This is a genomic window from Streptomyces luteoverticillatus, from assembly GCF_003970715.1.
Lineage (GTDB): Bacteria > Actinomycetota > Actinomycetes > Streptomycetales > Streptomycetaceae > Streptomyces > Streptomyces abikoensis.
Window position 1 is genome coordinate 2,739,679 of record NZ_CP034587.1, and the last position, 21,938, is coordinate 2,761,616.

The 21,938-nt window shown below is 72.0% G+C and carries 16 protein-coding genes and 1 pseudogene; 2 read left to right on the forward strand and 15 right to left on the reverse strand.

Features of this window, described 5'->3' with window-relative positions; translation table 11 throughout:
* Positions 1-2: 2 nt before the first annotated feature.
* From EKH77_RS11860 to EKH77_RS11900, 9 genes are all read right to left on the reverse strand, one after another.
* Positions 3-2,366, reverse strand: coding sequence for a xanthine dehydrogenase family protein molybdopterin-binding subunit (locus EKH77_RS11860; protein ID WP_430981028.1), 2,364 nt, complete (start codon positions 2,364-2,366; stop codon positions 3-5).
* Between the two features lie 5 nt (positions 2,367-2,371).
* Positions 2,372-4,162, reverse strand: a complete 1,791-nt coding sequence (locus EKH77_RS34330; RefSeq protein ID WP_276319221.1) for a 2Fe-2S iron-sulfur cluster-binding protein — start codon at positions 4,160-4,162, stop codon at positions 2,372-2,374.
* Positions 4,159-5,073 carry an FAD binding domain-containing protein gene (locus EKH77_RS11870; protein WP_126914365.1) on the reverse strand — a complete coding sequence of 305 codons (915 nt, stop codon included), beginning with the start codon at positions 5,071-5,073 and terminating at the stop codon, positions 4,159-4,161. Before EKH77_RS11870 ends, EKH77_RS34330 begins: the two co-directional genes overlap by 4 nt.
* Before the next feature lie 306 nt (positions 5,074-5,379).
* Positions 5,380-7,059 (reverse strand): beta-N-acetylhexosaminidase, encoded by a 1,680-nt coding sequence (locus tag EKH77_RS11875; RefSeq protein WP_126914366.1) that lies wholly within the window; start codon positions 7,057-7,059, stop codon positions 5,380-5,382.
* 8 nt (positions 7,060-7,067) lie between these two features.
* Positions 7,068-7,946 carry a carbohydrate ABC transporter permease gene (locus EKH77_RS11880; RefSeq protein ID WP_126914367.1) on the reverse strand — a complete coding sequence of 293 codons (879 nt, stop codon included), beginning with the start codon at positions 7,944-7,946 and terminating at the stop codon, positions 7,068-7,070.
* Positions 7,943-8,869: a carbohydrate ABC transporter permease gene (locus EKH77_RS11885; protein WP_126914368.1), complete on the reverse strand. Its 927-nt coding sequence runs from the start codon at positions 8,867-8,869 to the stop codon at positions 7,943-7,945. The genes EKH77_RS11880 and EKH77_RS11885 overlap by 4 nt, the downstream gene beginning before the upstream one ends.
* A complete protein-coding gene (locus EKH77_RS11890) occupies positions 8,866-10,170 on the reverse strand; it encodes an extracellular solute-binding protein (protein ID WP_126914369.1) in 1,305 nt (434 codons plus the stop codon). Before EKH77_RS11890 ends, EKH77_RS11885 begins: the two co-directional genes overlap by 4 nt.
* A gap of 182 nt (positions 10,171-10,352) precedes the next feature.
* The gene (locus EKH77_RS11895; protein WP_109281359.1) at positions 10,353-10,643 is read right to left on the reverse strand and encodes a DUF3039 domain-containing protein; all 291 of its coding nucleotides are present in this window, start codon (positions 10,641-10,643) and stop codon (positions 10,353-10,355) included.
* Between the two features lie 30 nt (positions 10,644-10,673).
* Positions 10,674-11,306: a YqgE/AlgH family protein gene (locus tag EKH77_RS11900; protein ID WP_126914370.1), complete on the reverse strand. Its 633-nt coding sequence runs from the start codon at positions 11,304-11,306 to the stop codon at positions 10,674-10,676.
* A gap of 335 nt (positions 11,307-11,641) precedes the next feature.
* Here EKH77_RS11900 and murA point away from each other — a divergent pair, with 335 nt between their 5' ends.
* Positions 11,642-12,982 (forward strand): UDP-N-acetylglucosamine 1-carboxyvinyltransferase, encoded by a 1,341-nt coding sequence (gene murA / locus EKH77_RS11905; RefSeq protein ID WP_126914371.1) that lies wholly within the window; start codon positions 11,642-11,644, stop codon positions 12,980-12,982.
* Positions 12,983-13,243: 261 nt separating this feature from the next.
* Here the strand turns inward: murA and EKH77_RS11910 are convergent, their stop codons facing one another.
* From EKH77_RS11910 to EKH77_RS11940, 6 genes and pseudogenes are all read right to left on the reverse strand, one after another.
* Entirely contained in the window at positions 13,244-13,525 is a 282-nt protein-coding gene (locus EKH77_RS11910; RefSeq protein WP_071961969.1) for an HU family DNA-binding protein, read from the reverse strand.
* A 288-nt stretch (positions 13,526-13,813) separates the two neighbouring features.
* Positions 13,814-15,246: pseudogene (locus tag EKH77_RS11920) on the reverse strand (NAD-dependent malic enzyme).
* A gap of 516 nt (positions 15,247-15,762) precedes the next feature.
* Positions 15,763-18,069 (reverse strand): HelD family protein, encoded by a 2,307-nt coding sequence (locus EKH77_RS11925; RefSeq protein WP_240667319.1) that lies wholly within the window; start codon positions 18,067-18,069, stop codon positions 15,763-15,765.
* A gap of 142 nt (positions 18,070-18,211) precedes the next feature.
* Positions 18,212-19,000 carry an anti-sigma factor family protein gene (locus EKH77_RS11930; protein ID WP_126914373.1) on the reverse strand — a complete coding sequence of 263 codons (789 nt, stop codon included), beginning with the start codon at positions 18,998-19,000 and terminating at the stop codon, positions 18,212-18,214.
* Positions 18,997-19,536, reverse strand: coding sequence for a sigma-70 family RNA polymerase sigma factor (locus EKH77_RS11935; protein WP_126914374.1), 540 nt, complete (start codon positions 19,534-19,536; stop codon positions 18,997-18,999). The genes EKH77_RS11930 and EKH77_RS11935 overlap by 4 nt, the downstream gene beginning before the upstream one ends.
* Positions 19,537-19,657: 121 nt before the next feature.
* Entirely contained in the window at positions 19,658-20,263 is a 606-nt protein-coding gene (locus EKH77_RS11940; protein ID WP_126914375.1) for a CGNR zinc finger domain-containing protein, read from the reverse strand.
* Positions 20,264-20,948: 685 nt separating this feature from the next.
* Between EKH77_RS11940 and EKH77_RS11945 the strand changes: the two genes are divergently transcribed.
* Entirely contained in the window at positions 20,949-21,845 is an 897-nt protein-coding gene (locus tag EKH77_RS11945; protein WP_164737787.1) for a helix-turn-helix domain-containing protein, read from the forward strand.
* Positions 21,846-21,938: the final 93 nt, after the last annotated feature.

Consider the following 21,938-nt stretch of genomic DNA (forward strand, 5'->3'; position numbering starts at 1 on the left):
ACTCAGGCGTTCACCGCCGCCGTCTGCGGCCTGATCGGCAGGCGGTTGACCGGGCGACCCGTGGCCGCCCGTACTGCCCCCGCCACCGCCGCCGGGGACGTCACGACCGGCACCGCGCTGATCGCCTTCGCGCCGAAGGGGGCTACTACGTCGCGTTCCTCGACGAGTTTGACGATGTGGACTTCCGGGGCGTCCAAGGCCGTCGGGAGGGCGTACGACATCAGGTCGGGGCGGCGGACCTGGCCGGTGTTGGTGCGGAGGTTCTCCGTCAGCGCGGCGCCCACGCCCTGGATCACGCCGGCCTCGACGCGGGCCCTCGCCTGGGCCGGGTTGAGGACGCGGCCCACGTCCTGGGCGACGGCCAGTTCGACCACGCGCACCGAGCCCAGGTCGACGTCCACGTCCACCACGGCACGGACCGCGCAGAAGGCCATGCCGACGAAGGCGTCGCCCTGGCCGGAGGCGTCCAGGGGCTCCGTCGGGTGGGGGCGGCACTGGGCGGTGGCCCAGAGTTCCTTGCCGTCGAGGGCCTCGGCCACCGTCGTGCTCAGGACGCCGTCGTACGACGTGATCTTGCCGTCGGCGATGGTCAGCAGCTCCGTCGACATGCCGAACTGGTGGGCCAGGGGCTGCAGGAGCTGCGTACGGACCATTCTCGCCGCGCGCTCCACCGCGCCGCCCGAGACCCATGTGTGGCGGCCGTGCGCGGCCGGGCCGCACGGCGGCTGGTCGGTGTCGACCGGGGCGACGTGGACCTCCTCGATGCCCAGGACTTCCTGGACGATCTGCCGTGCCAGCGTGGTGAAGCCCTGGCCCGTCTCCACGGCGGCGCAGATGACCGTGGCCACCGAGCCCGAGACCTTCACCGTGGCCGTGGAGACCTCGTCGGCGCCCTCCGCGCCCAGCATGTGGACCATGCCCACGCCGTAGCCGACGCCCCGGCGCACCGCGCCCGGGTCGCCCGCGCCGTCGGGGCCGCCGGGGAGGAGCCAGTCGTCCTCGTTGTCGTCGGGGTCGTCCTTGGGAAGAGCAGGGAGCGGGTAGTCGCGGACGGCGCGCAGGAGTTCGGCGACGGGGGCCGGGCAGGTGACGGTCTGGCCGGTGGGCAGGACGTCGCCCGTGGCCATCACGTTGCGCATGCGCAGTTCCGCCGGGTCCAGGCCGAGCCGCTCCGCGAGCTTGTCCATCTGGCCCTCGTACGCGGCGCACACCTGCATGGCGCCCTCGCCGCGGACGTGGCCGGAGGGCGGGTTGTTGGTGCGGACGACCCAGCCCTCGACGAAGGCGTGCGGGACGACGTACGGGCCGCAGGCGAAGGCCACGGCCGCCGCCAGCGCGTCCGAGGACGAGTCGGCGTAGGCGCCGCCGTCCATCAGGATCTGCGCCTCGACCTTGACGAGCTTGCCCTCGGCGTCCGCGTGGTGGCGGTAGCGCAGCAGGGTGGGGTGGCGGTGCGGGTGGCTGAGGAAGGACTCCTCGCGCGTCGCCACCAGCTTGACCGGGTGGCCCGTGCGCAGGGCGAGCAGGCCCAGGGCGAGCTGGATCCCCGGGTCCTCGCGGTCGCCCATGGCGCCGGGGACTCCCGTGACGACGACCTTGACGCGGTCGTTCTCCAGGCCCAGGCAGGCGGCGACGAGGTCGCGGTCGGCGTGCGGGTCGGTGGAGGCGGTGTAGAGCTCGACGCCGCCGTCGGGGCGGGGCACGGCCAGGGCGGCCTCGGCGCCGATGGGCGCGGGGTCCTGACGGCCGATCCGGTACAGGCCCTCGACGACGACCTCGCCGACCGCCTCCGGGTCGCCGAAGCGCAGCGGGATGTGGCGGACCAGATTGCCGTCGGGGTGCAGCGGTTCCGCGGCGAACGCCTGCTCGGGGTCGGTGACCGGCTCGAGCGGCTCGTACTCCACCACGATGGCCGCGGCGGCGAGGCGGGCCGTGTCCGGGTGGTCGGCGGCGACGGCGGCGATCGGCTCGCCGTGGTGCCGCACGAGGTCGGAGGCGAAGACGGGCCGGTCGGCGACGCCCCGGCCGTACCTGTTCTCGCCCGGCACGTCGGCGTGGGTGACGACGGCCCGGACGCCCGGCATCGTCGCGGCCGCCGACGTGTCGATCGAGACGATGCGGGCGTGGGGGTGCGGCGAGCGCAGCACGGCGGCCCACAGCAGGCCCTCGGCCCACAGGTCCGCCGCGTAGGGGAAGGTGCCCTGGGCCTTGGCGGCCGCGTCGGTGGAGGGCAGGGAGACGCCGATGCCGAGGAGGGGCTCCTCGGGGGTGGCGGGCGGTACGAGGGTGGCGGTGGTGACGGATGCCGGGATGTCGCCCGCGCCCGTGCCGCCCGCCATTCCGCCCGTACCGGTCATCCCGCCCATTCCCGTCATGCCGTTGCCTTTCCAAAGCCACTGCCGGCGCCGCCGTCCCCGTACGGGCCGTCACCGTAGGGGCCGCCACCGCCGTAGGAGCCCGTGTCGTACGTTCCGTATGCCCCTTCGCCGTACGGCGCCTGGGCGTACGAACCGTCGCCGTACGAACCGTCGCCGTACGAGCCGTCGACGTACGGGCCGGGCTGCTGGTGCGGGATGCCCATCGTGTCCGGGCCCGCGTCCGAGGGCTGAAGGCCCTGGGCCTCTTCCTCGTGCGCCGCCGTTTCCTCTTCCATGGCGGCCGTCTCGGCGCGCTCGTCGACGACCTGGCGCACCGCTTCGAGCACCCCCCGGTACCCGGAGCAGCGGCAGAGGTTGCCGCAGATGGCCTGCCGGGTCTCCAGCTCGGTCGGGGCGTGGTTGCCCTCGAGCAGGTCGTGCACGGTCATCGCGAGACCGGGTACGCAGAAGCCGCACTGCACGGCACCGCACTCGGCGAGCGCCCGCTGGACGTCGGACGGCTGCCCGTGCGCCGCGAGGCCCTCGACCGTACGGACCTCCGAGCCCGCCGTCGTCGCCGCCGGTACGAGGCACGACGCGACCAGCCGGCCGTCCACCTGGACGGAGCACGCGCCGCACTCCCCCTGCGAGCAGCCGTCCTTGGCGCCCGCGAGGCCGAGTCGCTCGCGCAGGACGTAGAGCAGGGACTCGCCGATCCACGCGTCGGTCACGGGACGGTCGGTGCCGTTGACGCGCAGGACGTACGAGGCGCAGGGGTGCTCGTTGAGGAGGTAGGGCTGCGGGTCGGGGGTCGTGACGTCGGCAGGCGGGATGTCCGCAAGAGGGATGTCCGCAGGCGGGATGTCGGAGGCCAGGGGCTGGTCCTCCTGCTCCTGGGCTTCGGCCTGACCCTGGTCCTGGCCCGGGGCCTGGGCCTGGCCTTGGCCGTCGGTCGGGTCCGCTTCCTGTTCCGGCTGCGTCTCGGCCTCGACCTCGGCCCCGGCCTCGACCTCCGCATCAGCCTCGGCCTCGGCCGCCTCAGTCGCCTCACCGGGCACGGCGGGCTCGGCCGCGGCCGTCCACTCGTCGGTCGGATTATCGCCCGCACCGGTGACCGGGCGGTCCTCGGCGATGACGTCGGCGACACCCGTTCCGTACCCGGCGGACGCGTCCCGCGCGGCCGGTACGGTCCACTGCTGCTCGGCGGAACCGCGCAGCGCGTACTCCCCGGATTCCTCCACCGAGTCGTCCCCGGCGGCCGGGACCGACCACTGCCCCGAGGCCCCCGGCCCCGGGTGGTGCACCGGCTCCGGCCCGACGGGCTCGGCGATGCCGGAGGCGCCGGTGGCGTTCACGGCCTCGTCCGCCGCGAAGGACACCTGCCACTGCGCCGTGGCGTGCGGATCGGCGGCACCACCGTCGTCCGCACCCGGAACGTGCTGCTCCGGCACATGCTGCTCTGGAACGTGCTGGTCCGGCACGTGCTGGTCCGGCACATACCGGTGTTCGTACGCGTCCCAGTGCTGCTGCGCCGGCACCTGCGGCTCGTGCTGATGCGGGGCTGCCGGGTGCTGCGGCGCCTGCTGCTGCCAGGAGTCCACGACCGGGGGCGCGTAGCCCGTGCCGGGCGCCGCCAGGGGGCTCCATCCCGCGCCGGTCCCGGGGCCCGTCTGGGCCAGGAGCTCGGGCGGGAGCTGGACGAAGGTCGTGCCCTCGGCCTCCAGGCCCGCCCCCTGCGGGATCGGCTGCCAGCCGCCCGCGCCGGGCGCGGGGGCATGGGTGTGTCGCTGCTGGTCGTCACTCACGCGAGTGCCCTCCCCAGTGCTCGGCGGGCCAGGGTCGCCACCGTACGACGGAGATGCAGCACGGCCGGCGGCAGGGTACCGGGCTCGGCTCCCTCGTGAACGTTCAGCGCGTCCGGCTCGGGCACCGGATCGGGGATGCACGCGGCCGCGACGTAGTCGCCGAAGGCGGCGAGGGCGTCCGGCGCGAGCGTGCGGTCGCCGTCCCAGTCGACGATCGAGGACACCCAGCGTTCGGCGTCGAAGGGCCGCAGCGGCATCGGCGCCACCGCGCCCACCGCGCAGCGCACGCTGCGCCGCGCGGGGTCGAGGACGACGGCGACGGAGGCGATGGCGCGGCCGGGGCCCGTCCGGCCGGTCGCCTTGAGGAAGGTCTGGGGGGCGTGCAGCAGCGGTACGCGCACGTAGCCGATCAGCTCGCCGGGGCGCAGCATGTCGAGCCCGGCCAGCAGGCGGCCGATGGGGATCTCGCGGCGCGTGCCGCCGGGGCCGGCGATGACGAGCGAGGCTTCGAGGGCGGCGAGCACGGGCAGGGTGTCGCCGGTCGGCTGGGCGGAGGCGATGTTGCCGCCGAGGGTGCCGGCGTTGCGGATCTGGGGCGGTCCGGCGGCGCGGGCGGCGGCGGCGAGCGCCGGCATGAGGGCGGCGAAGTCGGGGCGGCCCATCCGGGCGTGGGTGAGGCCGGCGCCGAGCAGGGCGGCGCCGTCCTGGTACTGCCAGCCCTTGATCTCGCTGATGCGGCCGAGGCCGACGAGGCCCGCGGGGCGCAGCAGCCCGGAGTTGACGGCCGCCATGAGATCGGTGCCGCCGGCGACGGGCACGGCCGTGGGCATGGCGGCCAACGCCGCCACGGCCTCGTCCAGCGAGCCCGGCAACGTCACCGTGTGCGCCGCCTGCGGTGCGTGCGTGGTCAACCCAGGTGCCCCTTCCCGGTGGGCCCGACTGTTCCGTCAGGTCCTCGCCGTACGGTACGTGCTGTCGGCCCGGACGTGGAAACTTTGGCACATCTTCCGGTTCCGCTGTCGCGAGGGTCCGCAAGCCGTGGTCGCGCACCCGCCCAGGGAGAAAGTCCGGGTTGGGAGACTCTCACCACTGTGGGTGCTTTGCCAGCGTATTGCGGTGCTTGCTGACTCTTGTACGGCCCTTGTACGACTTACGGCAGTGTGTGGAGGACCACCGTGCCAGGGGCCGTCACACGGTTCGTCAGCTTCCGGCGCGGCTCACACGATCGGGGGCGCGCCCTCGATCGGGCGTCCGAGCACTCCGGGCCGGCGCTGCCAGGGGTGGGGGCCGCCGGGCGGCCGGTAGTCGACGCCGAGGGCGTCGAGCCGGGCGTAGTGGGCGGCCATCCGGCGTTCGAAGGCGGGGTGGTCGCGGGCGGCGGGGGCGGGCAGCGGGGACCACACGGTCTCGGCGAAGGCGGCCAGGCGGGGGAACGCCTGGTAGTCGAGGCGCCGCTGGTCCTCCATCACCTCCGTCCAGAGGTTGGCCTGGGCGCCGAGGATCCGGGCGGCCTCGGTCTCCGTGAGCTCCGCCGGCACCGGGTCGAAGCGGTAGACGTCCTCCAGGGTGCGGACGTAGCCGATGGGGACGGGCTCGTCGGCGCCGGGCGCCTGGCGGTGGTCGAGGTAGACCTGTTGTTCGGGGCACATCACGACGTCATGGCCCGCCCGGGCGGCGGCGATGCCGCCCGCGCAGCCGCGCCAGGACGAGACGGTGGCGCCTTCCGAAAGGCCCGCGAGGCCCGCGAGGCCCCCCTCCAGGATCTCGTCCCATCCGGCCATCCGCCGGCCGCGATCCGCGAGCCAGCGGTCGAAGTGCCGGATGAACCAGCTCTGGAGCTCGTCCTCGTCCGCCAGCCCCTCCGCCGCCATCCGGGCCCGCGCCGCCGGGGACGCCTTCCACTGGTCCTTGGGGCACTCGTCGCCGCCGATGTGGACGAAGGGGGAGGGGAAGACGTCGAGGACCTCGGTGAGCACGTTCTCGTAGAAGGCGAGAGTGTGGTCGGTGGGGGCGAGGACGTTCGGGCTGATCCCCCAGGTGTCCCAGACGGTGAGGGCCGCGGTGTCGACGACGTCGGTGTTGCCGAGTTCGGGGTAGGCGGCGATGGCGGCCTGCGAGTGGCCGGGCAGGTCGATCTCGGGGACGACGGTGATGTGCCGCTCGGCGGCGTACGCGACGATCTCGCGCAGGTCGTCCTGCGTGTAGTAGCCGCCGTGCGGGCGCTCGTCCCACAGCGGCGAGGCCCGGTGGCCGAGCTTGGTGCGGGCGCGCCAGGCGCCGGTCCGGGTCAGCTCCGGATAGCGGTGGACCTCCATGCGCCAGCCCTGGTCGTCCGTCAGGTGGAGGTGGAGGACGTTGAGCTTGTGGGCGGCGAGCAGGTCGAGGTAGCGGAGGACGCCGTCCTTGGGGAGGAAGTGCCGGGCGACGTCGAGGAGGACGCCGCGCCAGACGAAGCGGGGGGCGTCCTCGATGGCGACCATCGGGAGCTCCCACGCGGTCCCGGACCCGATCGGCGCCCGCCTGAAGGCCGCCGGGCCCAGCAGCTGACGGAGGGTCTGGGCGCCCCAGAAGACACCGACGGAGCCGCCCCCGTCGACGCGCACGGCGTGACCGTCCACCACGAGGCGGTAGCCCTCGGGGCCGAGCCGCCGCCCGAGCGCGGGGTCGACGGCGAGCACGATCCGATTGTCATCGTCGTCGCCAGGATCCAGCGGCAGTCCGGTCGCCGCGCCGACGGTCGCGCGCAGCCAGCGCGCCACGCCCTCGGTGCCGGGGCGCGCCTCGATACGGGTCTCCTCGTCGAGGACGTACCGCCCGGAGGGCGGCACCGCGCGGACGGACAACGGGGCCGGAATCAGATCGAGGCCGAGGTCGTGATCGAGATCGAAATCGTCCATGGTTCAGTTCAGTCCTTCACCGCTCCGCCGAGGCCCGAGACGAGCCCGCGCTGTACCAGTACGAAGAAGACGAGCACCGGAATCGTCATCACGGTCGACGCCGCCATGATGCCGCCCCAGTCGTTGCCCTCGTCCTTGAAGAAGACCAGCAGTGCCATCGGGAGCGTCGAGTTCTCGGTGGCGCTGATGATGAAGGACTTGGCGAGGAGGAAGTCGTTCCATGTCGAGATGAAGGAGAAGACGCTCGTCGCCACCAGTCCCGGGAAGACCAGCGGAAAGAGGATCCGCCACAGGAAACGGGCCCGGCTCGCCCCGTCGAGGTACGCCGCCTCCTCCAGCGACTCCGGCACCGCCCGGACGAAGCCGCGCAGCATCCAGATCGCGAAGGGGAGGGAGAACGCGATGTGCGGGAGGATCAGCGAGCCCAGCGTATTGAGCCCGACGCCGGGCACTCCGGTCACGTCGCCGAGGTCCCGCATCAGGAAGAAGAGCGGAATCGTCAGGGCCTCGACCGGCACCATCTGCGCGACGAGGAACATGACGAGCAGCGTCGTCCGGAAACGGAACCGGAATCGGGTGACGGCCACGGCCGCCAGAAAGGCGATCAGCGCGGAGGCGACGACCACGACGACGGCGACCAGCAGGCTGTTGCCCAGGTAGCGGCCGAAGTCCTGCTGTCCGAAGACCCGCCGGAAGGCGTCGAGGGTGGGGCGCGCGGTCCACGGCCGGGCCTCCTCCGACAGCACTTCGTCCTCCGGTTTGAAGGCCGAGAGCACCATCCAGTAGAGGGGAAAGGCCACCGCCGCCGCGCACAGCAGCGCGGCCGATTCCGCCAGGAGCCGACCTCGGGGGCCTCGGAGTCGTCGGGATCCTCGAAGCCGTCTCATATCTCCTCCCCTTGCCGTCTGAGCAGCCGCAGGTATCCGAGCGTCACCGCCAGCAGGATCAGCAGCATCACCACGCCGATCGCCGAGCCGAGGCCGTACTGCGAGGAGGCGAACGCCTTCTGATAGGCGTAGACGTTCAGCGTCAGATTCTGTCCGGCGATACCGCCGCCGTTCGTCATCACATAGATCTGCGTGAAGACCTTGAAATCCCAGATGACCGACTGGATCGTGACGACGACCAGGATCGGGCGCAGCATGGGCGCCATGACGTCCCGCCAGATCCGCCACTGCGAGGCCCCGTCCAGCGCCGCCGCCTCCAGTACCTCCCCGGGAATCGCCCGGATGCCCGCGTAGACGGTCACCATGACGAAGGGGAACGAGCACCAGACGACTTCCAGCAGGACGAGCGCGAAGGCGCTGTACCGGTCGTAGGTCCACGCGTAGCCGTCGAATCCGCTCAGCCCGAGCCAGGAGAGCGCCTTGTCGACCGGGCCGAAGTCGGGGTCGAAAAGGAAGACCCACACCGTGGAGCCGGTGATCGCGGGCGTGGCCCAGGCCCCCAGCGCGGCGAGCGTCAGCGCCAGTCGTGGCAGGGCCCGGATCCGCGTCAGCAGCACCGCCAGCGCGCAGCCGACGGCGAGGGTGGCGACGACGCAGGCCGCCGCGAAGACGACGGTCGTCAGCAGGACCTGGCGGAACCGGTCGTCGGCGAAGAGCGCGCGGTAGTTGCCCAGGCCCTGGAAACTCGTTGGCTCTCCCCCGCTGACCTGGGCCTGGGTGTATTCGAGGAAGGAGATCAGGCCCAGCTCGTAGACGGGGTAGACGAGGAGTCCGCCGAGGACGACGAGCGCCGGGGCGAGGTAGAGCCAGGGTGCTCCACCCTTCCCTCCCATCACTCGGGCCCTCATGATCCGGGCCCTCATGACCGGAGTCCGTTCTTCCGGAAGGCGGCGTTCATCTTCCGTGCCGCCCCGGCCGTCGCCGCGTCCACGTCCTCGCGTCCGCTCACGACCTCCTGGAGCAGGGTCGGCAGCACCTGCCCGGCGTCGATGGCGGCCCACGCCGGCGTCACCGGCACGCTCCGCGCGCCCGCCGCCAGCGTCCGGACGAACGGCTCCACGAAGGGCCGTTTCCGCGCCGCCTCGGCCCGGACGTCGGTGAAGGCCGGCAGGAAGCCCATGGCGTCGAAGAGCCGGGCCTGGGTGCGCTTGCCGGCCAGGGTCTTCAGCAGGTCCACGGCGAGGGTGCGATGGGTGCTGCTTCTGAGCACCCCGAGGTTGTTCCCGCCCGCGAAGGCGGGGGCGATCCGCCCCTCCCGGGTCCCGGGCAGCGGTACGACCGCGTACGCGCCCTTGACCTTGCCGTTCTCCATGGCCTGATGGCTGAAGTCACCGGCGATGGCCATGGCAGCCTTGCCGGACGCGAAGGCCTGGACGGTGTCGTTGCCGGTCATCCGGGCGCACCGGCTCGCGGGGCAGTTGTGGTCGCCGAACAGGCTCGTGTAGGCCGTGATGCCCCGCCGGGCGGCGGGGTCGTCGACGGTGGCCTCGTACGACCGGCCCTTCCGCTCGGCGACGTCCCCGCCGTGCGCCCAGACGAAGGGCAGCGCGGCGTAGGTGTACGCGCCGCCCACCGCGAGCCCGTACAGCCCGGGGCGGGCCGCGTGGACGCGGCGGGCGGTCGCGGCCAGTTCGTCCAGGGTCGCCGGTGGCCGCAGGCCCAGCTCCCGGAAGACGTCGGTGCGGTAGTACAGGGCCCGGACGCCCACGAGGAGCGGCGCGCCGTAGAGCTTGCCGTCCACGGTCACGGACCGCTTCGCGGCCGGGTCGAGGGCGCGGGCGTCGTCCCAGGCCGCCAGGTCGGCGGTGAGATCGGCCAGCCCGCCGTCCCGGACGTACCCGGCCGTGTCGGTGTTGCCGTACTCGACGACGTCGGGGGCGCTCCGCGGGTCGTTGAACGCGGCCTTGATCCGCTGGGCCCGGGTCTCGACGGGGATGTAGGTGACCTCGGCCCGCACCCCGCGATGGGTCTTCTCGAAGGCGGCGACGGCCTCGTCGACGACCGCCGCCTTGGGCGCGTTGTCGACCTCGCGGAAGAGCCAGACCCGCAGGGTGCCGGTCGCGCGGTCCCCGCCCGGGCCGCCGGCCGGCGTGCGCGGCGCGCAGGCGCCGACGGCGCAGAGCACCGCCCCCGCCACAACCAGGACGAGCGTTCGCCACGCCATGAGGCCCCCCGGAGCGTTGCAACATACGCAATGGACGTTTCGCAGCGCACAACTGAGAGGAGGCTAAGCGGGGCGACGGCGCCCCGACAAGAGCACATCCGATAAGAACAAAACGGCTCCCAGGGCGCGATCACGCGCCCTGGGAGCCGTCGGCGAACCCGAGGGGAGAAGCGGGAGGGGGCTTACTTCTTGTCGCCGCCCTTGCCGCCCTTGTCGTCCCCGCCGGCGCCCATGCCGTCGAAGATCTCCTTGCACATCGGACAGACCGGGTACTTCTTGGGGTCGCGCCCGGGCACCCAGACCTTGCCGCACAGGGCGACGACGGGGGAGCCGGAGAGCGCGCTCTCCATGATCTTGTCCTTCTGGACGTAATGGGCGTAGCGCTCGTGGTCGCCGTCGCCGTGCGACACCTGCGGCGTCGGCTCTACGAGGGTGCCGGTACCTGCCCCGCGCTCGGGCTCAAGAGTGCTCATGGTCTCCAAGAGTACTGGGGACGGCGCGGGTCAGTTGAGGCTCGGGTCGTCCGGATAGGTGGCGACCATCGCCAGCTCGCTGCGCTGACGCCGCAGGACGGCCCGCCACAGCCGCGCCGGGTCCGGGGACGACACGTCGCCGGGCTCCGACTCCACCACGTACCAGGCGCCCTCGGCCAGCTCCTTCTCCAGCTGCCCCGGACCCCAGCCGGAGTACCCGGCGAAGATCCGCAGCGAGCCCAGGACCCTGGCCATCAGCTCGGGCGGGGCCTCCAGGTCGACCAGGCCGATCGCCCCGTGCACCCTGCGCCAGCCGACGGGGTCGCCCATGGCGGACGACGGCAGCAGGCCCGCACCGGCGCTCTCGCCGGCCGACGACGGCCCTTCGTGCTCCCGGGCCTCGCCCGGCACCACCGCCACGCCCAGTGCCGAGTCCAGCGAGACCGGGCCGCCCTGGAAGACCACCCCGGGCTCCCCGGCCAGCGCGGCCCAGGGCTCGAGGACGTCGCCGACGCCGACCGGGGTCGGGCGGTTCAGGACCACACCGAGGGAGCCGTCCTCGTCGTGGTCGAGCAGCAGCACCACCGCGCGGTCGAAGTTGGGGTCGGACAGCGCGGGCGTCGCGACAAGCAGTCGCCCTGTGAGCGAGGACACCTCGGTCATGGGCACATGATCCCCCATTTCGCCCCTTCGGGGGGAGTGGACGACTGCCCCCGCCCGGGGCGGGTAGGGGGCGTACGAGAGCAGCGCCCGCGCAAGTGACCGAAAGCGACCTCACGGCCACGGAAAGCGCCGGAAAGGCCGCCCGGGCCGTGAGCGCGGGCCCGTCGGGCGGTCCGGGGACGCCCCGGCGATAACCGGTAGCGACCGTTCCATAAACACAGAGTGTTGTGACAAACCCATGACGTGCTTTCCGGCCCTCCAGGGCGCCAGAAGGGCCCCCGGGTCGCATTACCCTTTCTTCTTGCCCCCTGCCCAACTCCAGGAACGCGAGATCCATGACCGGCCCTGACGATGTCCTGCTTGTCCACGGCGGCACCCCGCTCGAGGGAGAGATCCGCGTCCGCGGCGCGAAGAATCTCGTGCCGAAGGCCATGGTCGCCGCCCTGCTCGGGCACGGTCCCAGCCGGCTGCGCAACGTGCCCGACATCCGTGACGTCCGCGTCGTGCGCGGTCTGCTCCAGCTGCACGGTGTGACCGTCCGCCCCGGCGACGAGCCCGGCGAGCTGGTTCTCGACCCGACGTACGTGGAGAGCGCCAACGTCGCGGACATCGACGCCCACGCGGGCTCCTCGCGCATCCCGATCCTGCTCTGCGGCCCGCTGCTGCACCGCCTCGGCCACGCCTTCATCCCGGGCCTGGGCGGCTGCGACATCGGCGGCCGGCCGATCGACTTCCACTTCGAGGTGCTGCGCCAGTTCGGCGCGACGATCGAGAAGCGCGAGGGCGGCCAGTACCTGGAGGCCCCGCAGCGACTGCGCGGCTGCAAGATCCGCCTGCCCTACCCCTCGGTCGGCGCGACCGAGCAGGTGCTGCTGACCGCCGTCCTGGCGGAGGGCGTCACGGAGCTGTCCAACGCGGCCGTGGAGCCGGAGATCGAGGACCTCATCTGCGTGCTGCAGAAGATGGGCGCGATCATCGCCATGGACACGGACCGGACGATCCGGATCACCGGTGTCGACAAGCTCGGCGGCTACAACCACCGCGCCCTGTCCGACCGCCTGGAGGCGGCCTCCTGGGCGTCGGCCGCGCTGGCCACGAAGGGCAACATCTACGTCCGCGGCGCCCAGCAGCGGTCGATGATGACCTTCCTCAACACCTACCGCAAGGTCGGCGGCGCCTTCGAGATCGACGACGAGGGCATCCGCTTCTGGCACCCGGGCGGCTCGCTCAACGCCATAGCGCTGGAGACGGACGTCCACCCCGGCTTCCAGACGGACTGGCAGCAGCCGCTGGTCGTGGCCCTGACGCAGGCGAGCGGTCTGTCGATCGTCCACGAGACGGTCTACGAGTCCCGCCTGGGCTTCACCTCCGCGCTCAACCAGATGGGCGCGCACATCCAGCTCTACCGCGAGTGCCTGGGCGGCTCCGCCTGCCGCTTCGGTCAGCGCAACTTCCTCCACTCGGCCGTCGTCTCCGGCCCGACGAAGCTCCAGGGCGCGGACATGGTCGTCCCCGACCTGCGCGGCGGCTTCTCGTACCTGATCGCGGCGCTGGCCGCGGAGGGCACGTCCCGGGTGCACGGCATCGACCTGATCAACCGCGGCTACGAGAACTTCATGCAGAAGCTGCGGGATCTCGGCGCGAACGTCGAGCTGCCGGGCGGCTCCGACGCCTGACGGTGAGGGGGCTCCGCCCCCTCGAACCCCCGGAGGGGGCTGACGTACGTCAGCCCCCTCCGGCGTTTCACGGCAGGATTCCGCTGCCGGGCCGTCAGGGCGCCGAACGGCCCCGGGGTGGGGCCCGGGCACCCTGACGAGGCGTTAGGGGCTTTACGGGCCGCGCAAAGGCCGTTTACGCGGCAACGCGGCGGGGCATGCTCCCCTGATACGCCAAAAGGGCGGCCACCCCGCGGGGTGGCCGCCCTTCGAGCTGAAGGCTTACTTGCCCTTCGCGGCTTCCTTGAGCTTGGAGCCCGCGGAGACCTTCACGCTGTAACCGGCAGCGATCTGGATCGGCTCGCCCGTCTGCGGGTTGCGCGCGGTCCGAGCGGCACGGTGGGTGCGCTCGAAGGTCAGGAAGCCGGGGATGGTGACCTTCTCGTCGCCCTTGGCGACGATCTCGCCGACGGTCTCGGCGAGCGCGGCCAGAACGGCGTCGGCGTCCTTGCGGGTCACCTCGGCGCGGTCGGCCAGAGCGGCCACCAGCTCACTGCGGTTCATGTTGTACTCCCGTGTTCTTCTTGCCAATGAGGCGTGAGATCGAAGCCGATGCTGCCAGGGCCCTCGGACAGTCCCCGGACCCGGGTCCGTATGCCAGACCCTCGCGCCCGGTTACGCATCCTGCCCCCACCAGTGGCGGGAAAGCCAATCCGGCACCCTGGAGAGTCACACGGAAAGCGCCACGGCCAGCTGCCACAGCCTCGGATGTGGCCGCATTTCTGCGGCCGGATGTCTGCCCGACACCTTATGGGGGGCCCAGCGGCGTCGCGCCACTCGACGCGCCGTGCGTCAGGCCGTCGTGGTGCCTGTCACAGCGGCCCCGGCGGCCTTCGCGGCCTCCCGGACGGCACCCGCGACGGCCCCGGCGACCTTGTCGTTGAAGACGCTGGGGATGATGTAGTTGGCGTTGAGTTCGTCCTCGGCGACGACGTCGGCGAGGGCGCGGGCGGCGGCGAGCATCATGTCGGTGTTGACGGTGCGGGACTGGGCGTCGAGCAGGCCGCGGAAGACGCCGGGGAAGACCAGCACGTTGTTGATCTGGTTCGGGAAGTCCGAGCGGCCGGTGGCCACCACCGCGGCGGTCTTGCGGGCGATGCCGGGGTCGACCTCGGGGTCGGGGTTGGCCAGCGCGAAGACGATCGAGTCCGGGGCCATCGCGGCGACGTCCTCGCCGTCCAGGACGTTGGGGGCGGAGACGCCGATGAAGACGTCCGCGCCGCGCACGGCCTCCTTCAGCGTCCCGGTCACGCCCTCGGGGTTGGTGTTGTCCGCGATCCAGCGCAGCGCCGAGTCCGGGCTCGCGGAGACGAGGTCGGGGCGGCCGGTGTGGACGACGCCGTGGATGTCGGCGACCACCGCGTGCCGCACCCCGGCGGCGATGAGGAGCTTGAGGATGGCGGTGCCGGCCGCGCCCGCACCCGACATGACGACGCGGACGTCGCCTACGTTCTTGCCGACGACGCGCAGGGCGTTGGTCAGGGCGGCGAGGACGACGATGGCGGTGCCGTGCTGGTCGTCGTGGAAGACGGGGATGTCGAGGGCTTCGCGCAGGCGGGCTTCGATCTCGAAGCAGCGGGGGCGGAGATGTCCTCGAGGTTGATGCCGGCGAAGCCGGGGGCGATGGCCTTGACGATCTCGACGATGGCGTCGGAGTCCTGGGTGTCCAGGCAGATCGGCCAGGCGTCGATGCCGGCGAAGCGCTTGAAGAGGGCGGCCTTGCCCTCCATGACCGGGAGGGCGGCCTTGGGGCCGATGTTGCCCAGGCCGAGGACGGCGGAGCCGTCGGTGACGACGGCGACGCTGTTGCGCTTGATGGTCAGGCGGCGGGCGTCCTCGGGGTTCTCGGCGATGGCCATGCAGACGCGGGCGACGCCGGGGGTGTAGACCATGGAGAGGTCGTCGCGGTTGCGGATGGGGTGCTTGGAGGCCATCTCGATCTTGCCGCCGAGGTGCATCAGGAACGTGCGGTCGGAGACCTTGCCCAGGGTCACGCCCTCGATGCCGCGGAGCTTTTCGACGATCTCGTCGGCGTGCTCGGTCGAGGTGGTGGCCATGGTGACGTCGATGCGCAGCTTCTCGTGGCCGGAAGCGGTCACGTCCAGGCCGGTCACGGACCCGCCGGAGGACTCCACGGCCGTGGTCAGCTCACTGACCGCGGTCCCCGACGCGGGAACCTCCAGCCGGACCGTCATCGAGTACGAGACGCTGGGCGCCGTTGCCATGGCCGCTTTCCCCTGCTTTCGCTGTTCTTCGCTTGTTTGGATCGCTTCGGCGTGGTTCACGTCACGAAGACGCGACATGTCCCGTGGAGGACGAGACGTTCGATCGTCCCACCTACCGGTGAGTAGGGGGTAACCCGGCCCTCATTCCGGAAGAAAGCTTCCGGAATCTTGGGAAACTTGGGAAGACAAAAACCGGCGGGCGCCCTTCCGCATAGGAAGAACGCCCGCCGGTACGTGTTGAGCGACACCGACCCGCCATGCTCGCCTCGCGGCAAGTGGTCGCTCGTAGCGACGAAGGTTGGGCCCGGGGGCTTGGATCGAGCCGGTGTCGTAACCAGGCTAACAAACAGTCCGCGGAACTGATTCCGTGCGGAGCGTTCCGCCGGCGGATCGGGCCGTACGGGCGGCCGGAACAGGCCGTTCGGCCGCACCGGTCCGGCCATCCGGCCCACGCCGGCGGGCCCGTAGCGGCCCCTTTCGGCCCGTTCAGTCGCGCCCGTTTCAGTCGCGCCCGTTTCAGTCGCGCAGCAGGTCGGGCACCCCGAGCTCGTCCGGGTCGTCCCGCTCCCCCGAGATCACCGTCAGCCGCTGCGTGGCCCGGGTGAGCGCCACGTAGAGCACCCGCAGACCGGCCGGTGACTCGTCGGCGATCCCGGCCGGGGTGACCACGATCGTCGCGTCGTACTCCAGGCCCTTGGCCTCCAGGCTGCCCAGCACCACCACGCGGTCGCCCAGCCCGGCCACCCATTCCCGGGCCTCGACGCGACGGCCCATGGGGACGACCACGCCGACCGTGCCGTCCACGTCCGCCAGCAGGTGCTCCGCCTCCGCGCGCACGGACGCGGCGAGGTCCGCGCCGGCGACCACGAAGCGCGGCTCGATGCCGGTGGAGCGCACGGCCGAGGGGGACTCCATCCCCGGCATGGCCAGCGCCAGCACCTTCGCCGCCAGCTCGGCGATCTCCGCCGGGTTGCGGTAGTTGACCGTGAGCCGGAAGCGGCGGCGCGGGCGGGTGCCCAGCGCCTCGTCCCGGGCGGCGCCGGCCTCGTCGGGGTCGGACCAGGAGGACTGGGCCGCGTCGCCGACGATCGTCCAGGTGGCGTGGCGGCCGCGACGGCCCACCATCCGCCACTGCATGGGCGTGAGGTCCTGCGCCTCGTCGACGATGACGTGCGCGTAGTCGCGGCGCTCCCGCTCCAGCCGCTCGGCGCGCTCGCGACGGGACTCGGTGCGCTGGGGCATCAGCTCCTCCAGCCCGGTGAGCTGATCGAGCGGGTCGGCCTCGCGGGGCTTCTTGGGGCGGGCCGGGACACCGAGCAGCGTCTCCAGCTCGTCCAGCAGCGCCACGTCGTGCACCGACAGCGGGCCCTTGCCGGCCGCGTCGAGCCGGCGCAGCGAGCGGGCCAGCTTGCGGATCTCGCGGGGGTTGAGGTCCCGGCGGGCCCAGCGGTTCAGCCGCTTCTCGTCGGCGAGGCAGCCCAGCACCCGGCGCGGGGTGAGCTCGGGCCACCAGGCGTCGAGGAACTCGATGAAGTAGTCCTCGGTGGTGATGTCCTCGTCGAAGGCCGACCGGGCCTCGGCGGCGAGCTCGGGGTCGGTGTAGCGGCGGGGGCCGCCGGACTTCGACCACAGGGCGTCCAGGATCAGCCGGCGGGCGCGGGGGCGCAGCAGGTTGATCGGGGCGGTGCCGCCGAGGGCCGTGTTGCGGACGCGCCGCAGCTCGTCGGCCCCCAGCTCGATCCGGGCGCCGAAGGCGACGACGCGCAGCCGCTCGGGCACGGCCGCGCCGGAGGCGGGGACGTCCAGGGCGCCCCGGACCGCCTTGCGCAGCACCTTGACCATCCGGGAGGAGCCCTTGACGCGGGCGACGTCCGGCTCGTCGTAGACCTCGGCCTCGGCGCCGTCGACGAGGTTGCCGACCGCGCGGATGGCGACCTGGCCCTCCTCGCCGAGCGAGGGCAGCACGCCCTCGGTGTAGGCGACGAGCAGCGGGGTCGGCGAGACGACGAGGATGCCGCCCGCGTAGCGCCGGCGGTCCTGGTAGAGGAGGTAGGCGGCGCGGTGGAGGGCGACGGCGGTCTTGCCGGTGCCGGGGCCGCCCTCGACCTCGGTGACCGAGGCGGCGGGGGCGCGGATGACCAGGTCCTGCTCGGCCTGGATGGAGGCGACGATGTCGCGCATCGTGTGGCTGCGGGCCTGGCCGAGCGCGGCCATCAGGGCGCCGTCGCCGACCACCGGCAGGGCGTCCCCGTCGAGGGTGGCGCGCAGCTCGGGGCGGAGCAGGTCGTCCTCGACGCCGAGGACCCGGCGGCCCTTGGAGCGGATGACCCGGCGGCGGACGACCCGGCCGGGGGCGACCGGGGTGGACCGGTAGAAGGGCGCGGCGGCGGGCGCCCGCCAGTCGATGACGAGCGGCGAGTAGTCCGCGTCGAGCACGCCGATGCGGCCGATGTGGAGCGTCTCGGCGATCTCGGCCTCGTCACCGCGCACGGCGTCGTCGGCGGGCTCGACGGAGGTGTAGGCGCCGTCGGGGCCCTTCTTGCCGTCCTTGCCGAGGAGGAGGTCGATCCGGCCGAAGAGGAAGTCCTCGAACTCGTTGTTCAGCCGGTTGAGGTGCACACCGGCGCGGAACACCTGGGCGTCGCGCTCGGCGAGCGCTCCGGGGGTGCCGACCTGGCCGCGTTTGGCCGCGTCGTCCATGAGGAACTCCGCCTCGTGGATCTTCTCCTCGAGGCGTCGGTACACCCGGTCGAGATGGTGCTGTTCGGCACCGATCTCACGGTCCCGGATCCCTTCGGACTCCGTCGCCGTTTCTGTCGCCACGTGCGCGTGTGTGGCGTTCTGCGCGGCCACCCAGGCCCCCTTCTGCTGTGCGTAGGGCAGCCGTCAACCGTACGCGAACAGGGGTAGTGAGCGCACCTGTCAGGACATGAGGGGTTTGCCACGAGTGTCGGCTGTTGACGGATCACATATTGACGGTCACGAGGTGCTTTCCGTCGAGGGTGCGGACCTCGAAGCGGACGATGTCCTTCTCGTTGAACGCGACGCCGCCGTGGGTGTAGAGGGGCTCCGTGGCCGTCGGGTACCCGGAGGGGCTCCCGGTCTTGTTGTCGCCCTTGTCGATGCCGTAGCCGGATTCGGGGACGGCCCAGGTGGTGGCGACCTGCTCCTGGCCGTTCTTGGCGACGGCGACGAGATCGCAGGTCAGGGGCCCTTTGACATTGCCGAGCTTGAGCGCGACGTGGGTGCCCCAGGCCTTGTCCTGGAGGGACACGGTGGCGTTGGCCTTGGTGACGGGGTCGGTGACTCCGCCGTACTTCTCGCCCTCGTCGTACATCTCCTTGGCGGCGCTCACCCCGGTGTGGCCGTGCCCGGTGTCCTGCCCGGTGAGGGCGGCGCCGGCGAACGGCCCGGCGACGATCAGGGCGACGGCGGCGGCGACCAGCCACAACCGGCGGGTGCGCCGCGCCCTGCGGGTGACGGTGACATCGTCGAGCAGCCGGTCCAGCAGCTGGGGGCGGGGCTCGGGCGCGAGGGCCGCCGGGTCGGGCGTCGCCTCCTTGAGCTCGGCGAGGAGCGGGATGGTGAGGCCCATGAGCGTCTCCAGTTCGGCGGCGCAGCGGGGACAGCCGGCGAGGTGCTCCTCGAAACGGGCGGTGCCCGCCTCGTCCAGCACGCCGAGCGCGTAGGCACCGACGGCGGTGTGCTCGTCGTCGCGGTGCGGGTGCTCATGGTGCGGTGCCGGCCGGTTCATGCCGTCACTCCTCGTTCCTCGAGCGAGAGCCTCATGGAGCGCAGCGCGTAGAACACCCGGGACCGTACGGTCCCGGCGGGTACACCCAGCACTTCCGCCGCCTCGCTCACGGTACGTCCTTTGAAATAGGTCTCGATCAGGGCCTCTCTATGGGCTTCGGAAAGGTCGCCCAGCGCGTCGGAGATCGTCATCAGGCGCAGTGCCCGGTCGATCTCGTCGGCGGCGGGCAGCAGCTCCAGTGGCCCCGGGTCGACCTCGGGGGGCCGGGCCTGCCGGCTGCGGTGGTTGTCGATGACGATGCGCCGGGCGACGGTGATCAGCCAGGGCCGTACGGAGCCGGTGGCGCCGCGCAGCCGGTCGGCGTTGCGCCAGGCGCGCAGCAGCGTCTCCTGGACGACGTCCTCCGCCCGCTGGCGGTCGCCCGCCACGAGCCGGAGGACGAAGGCCAGCAGGGGACCCGCGTGCTCCTCGTAGAGCGACCGCATCAGGTCCTCGTCCGGACTGGTCCTGTCAGCCACGACGGCATCCTTGCGCAAGGCTTCCCCCTTGGTCGAGAGCGCGGGGCCGGGGTGTCGCCGCCGGGCCGTGGCCGTGCCATGGCCCTTCAACCAGGAGTACGGAGGGCGGCGGCCCTCCGTTCACCGCCTGGGGGTGGCGTCAGGCCTTGTCGCCCACCGGGAGGGGTTCGCTGGCGCGGCGGCGGTGCCGGGCCACGCGCTCGCGGTTTCCGCAGACCTCGCTGGAGCACCAGCGCCTGCGGCGGCCGCGGGAGGTGTCGAGATAGATCAGGGGGCAGTTCTCGCCCTCGCAGCGGCGCAGCTGCCCCCGGGCGACGGGGTCGGTGAGGAGGTCGACGGCGTCGCGGGCGACCTGCCCGAGGAGCGCGCCGCAGTCCGGGGCGCCGGCGAGGCGCCGGACGAGCCGCCCGTCGGCGCCCCGGGCGGCCACGGGGGCGGGCGGGGCGGTGACGGCGAGGGCGTTCACCCGCTCCAGGTCGGGCCCGGCGACCCGGCCGTCCCCGTCGAGCTCGGCGTGCACGACGCGCGCGAGCAGCTCCCGGGCGGCCTGGAAGCGCGCGAGCCACGCGCCGTCCACGGCGTCGAGCGGCGTGCCCGGCGGGACGACCCCGGCCCCGGCCAGCCACGCCCGTAAGCGCCGGGCGCCGTCGAGCCGGTCCGGTGGCTCGGCGGTGGCCAGCAGGTCCAGGCAGAGCCGCCCGCAGTCGAACCTCAGACCATTCGTGGCCGCCGCGGCCGGTGCCATGCGTCACCTTTTCCGTATGAGTGTTCCCCGGGATCCCCGCCGTTACAGGGTGCCCGGTGGGGCGGACGGCGGGAAGGGGCGGATCACGGGTTTCCGCCAGGCCCCCCGGGTGTCCGGACGCCGCCTGAGCGCCCGTCAGGGGTCGGCCGTCCAGGGGAGACGTGGCACGCCTGTTGACGGAGTGCCACGGACACGGATGTACGAACTGCTCCCCCTTCTTTTACGGGGCAGTCGACCGACGTTCACCACACGACGATCCGCAGCGCGGGACAAGGGCCGCCGCCTCTCGCCGAGAAGGCCCTGGTGCCTCGGGAGCGCTTGATCACCCGTATCGCGCATCGGCCGGCGAGGGCGCCGGGCCGCGCGCCCATGAATCCAAAAGTCGCCCTGACCAGGGATAGTGCCGAATCGGCCGCACAAAATAGGCGACAGAAGTGCATCAGAGCGAAGATCGACCTTGCGGGAAGGGCCGAGGCAATCAGCCGACCGGAGGACAGATGGCGCCCACTGAGCCAGCTGGCCGCATGCCATGATCGGCTTGGTGATCAGCGTTGAATTCGCTGGTCAGCGCCATCTGTCGGTTTGAACTGCCGAAGCGCCAGGGGCCGACAAGCACCACCCAAACTGCTAGCTTGCAGATTAGGGCGTCCCACGGTGCCCTGATGTGCGGGAAGGACCAGCAATCGTGGTTACTCCGGGTGCCGTAGTACAGCGGCAACAGCTACGCACGGAGCTCAAGAAAGCGCGCACCAAGTCAGGGCTCACTCAGCTCCAAGTGGCCGAACGGATGGACTGGAGCCCCTCCAAGCTCATCCGTATCGAAGCAGGACAGGTGGGAATCTCCACCAACGACCTTCGGGCACTCGTGCGCGAGTACGGGATCACCGACCCGGAGAAGGTGGAGTTCTTCCTGTCGCTGGCTCGTGCCAGCCGGAAGATGCCCTACCGGGAGTACCGAGGGCTGCTCGCGAAACCGTTCCTGGACCTGCTGTCGTACGAGACCTCCGCGTCCATCGTGCGCACATACCAGCCACTGCTGATCCCCGGCCTGCTGCAGACCGAGGAGTACTCCCGGGCGGTGAACCTCGCTTTCGCACCTGATGTCGCGGGCGACCGGCTCGACCGTCTGATCGAGGTCAGGCAGCAGCGCCAGGAGCTCCTGGAGAGCGACGGGCGGCCGGAGTTCTTCTTCATCATCGACGAAGCGGCGCTCCACCGGTGGGTCGGCGGCCCCAGGGTGATGCGAGGGCAACTGAACCAGCTCAAGGAAATGGCCGCCCGCCCCGGCGTTTCCATCCAGGTCGTCCCGTTCAGGACCGGCGCGCACGTCGGCCTGCAAGGCCCCTTCGTCCTGCTCGAGTTCGACGGGGACATCGACCACATTCTCTATCTGGAGAAATACACAGGGGAATCCGTCTTCAGTGACGCCCCCGAGGCGACCGCAATGTATTTGGAACGCTTCTGGGAGCTGGAGCGACTGGCGCCGCGAGAGGAACTCCACCGTTTGGTGGACAACGCGATCGAAGGATTGAGCGAACAGCCCGTCACCACACCGCAGGAAGAGGTCGGCGTGATGACGTAGCGAAATTCGTCCCCACGTCAGCGGCAGCTGCAGGGCAGCGGGGCGTCCGATCAGAAGTCGGTTGATATCGGAGTATGTCGTGAAGTGCACAGT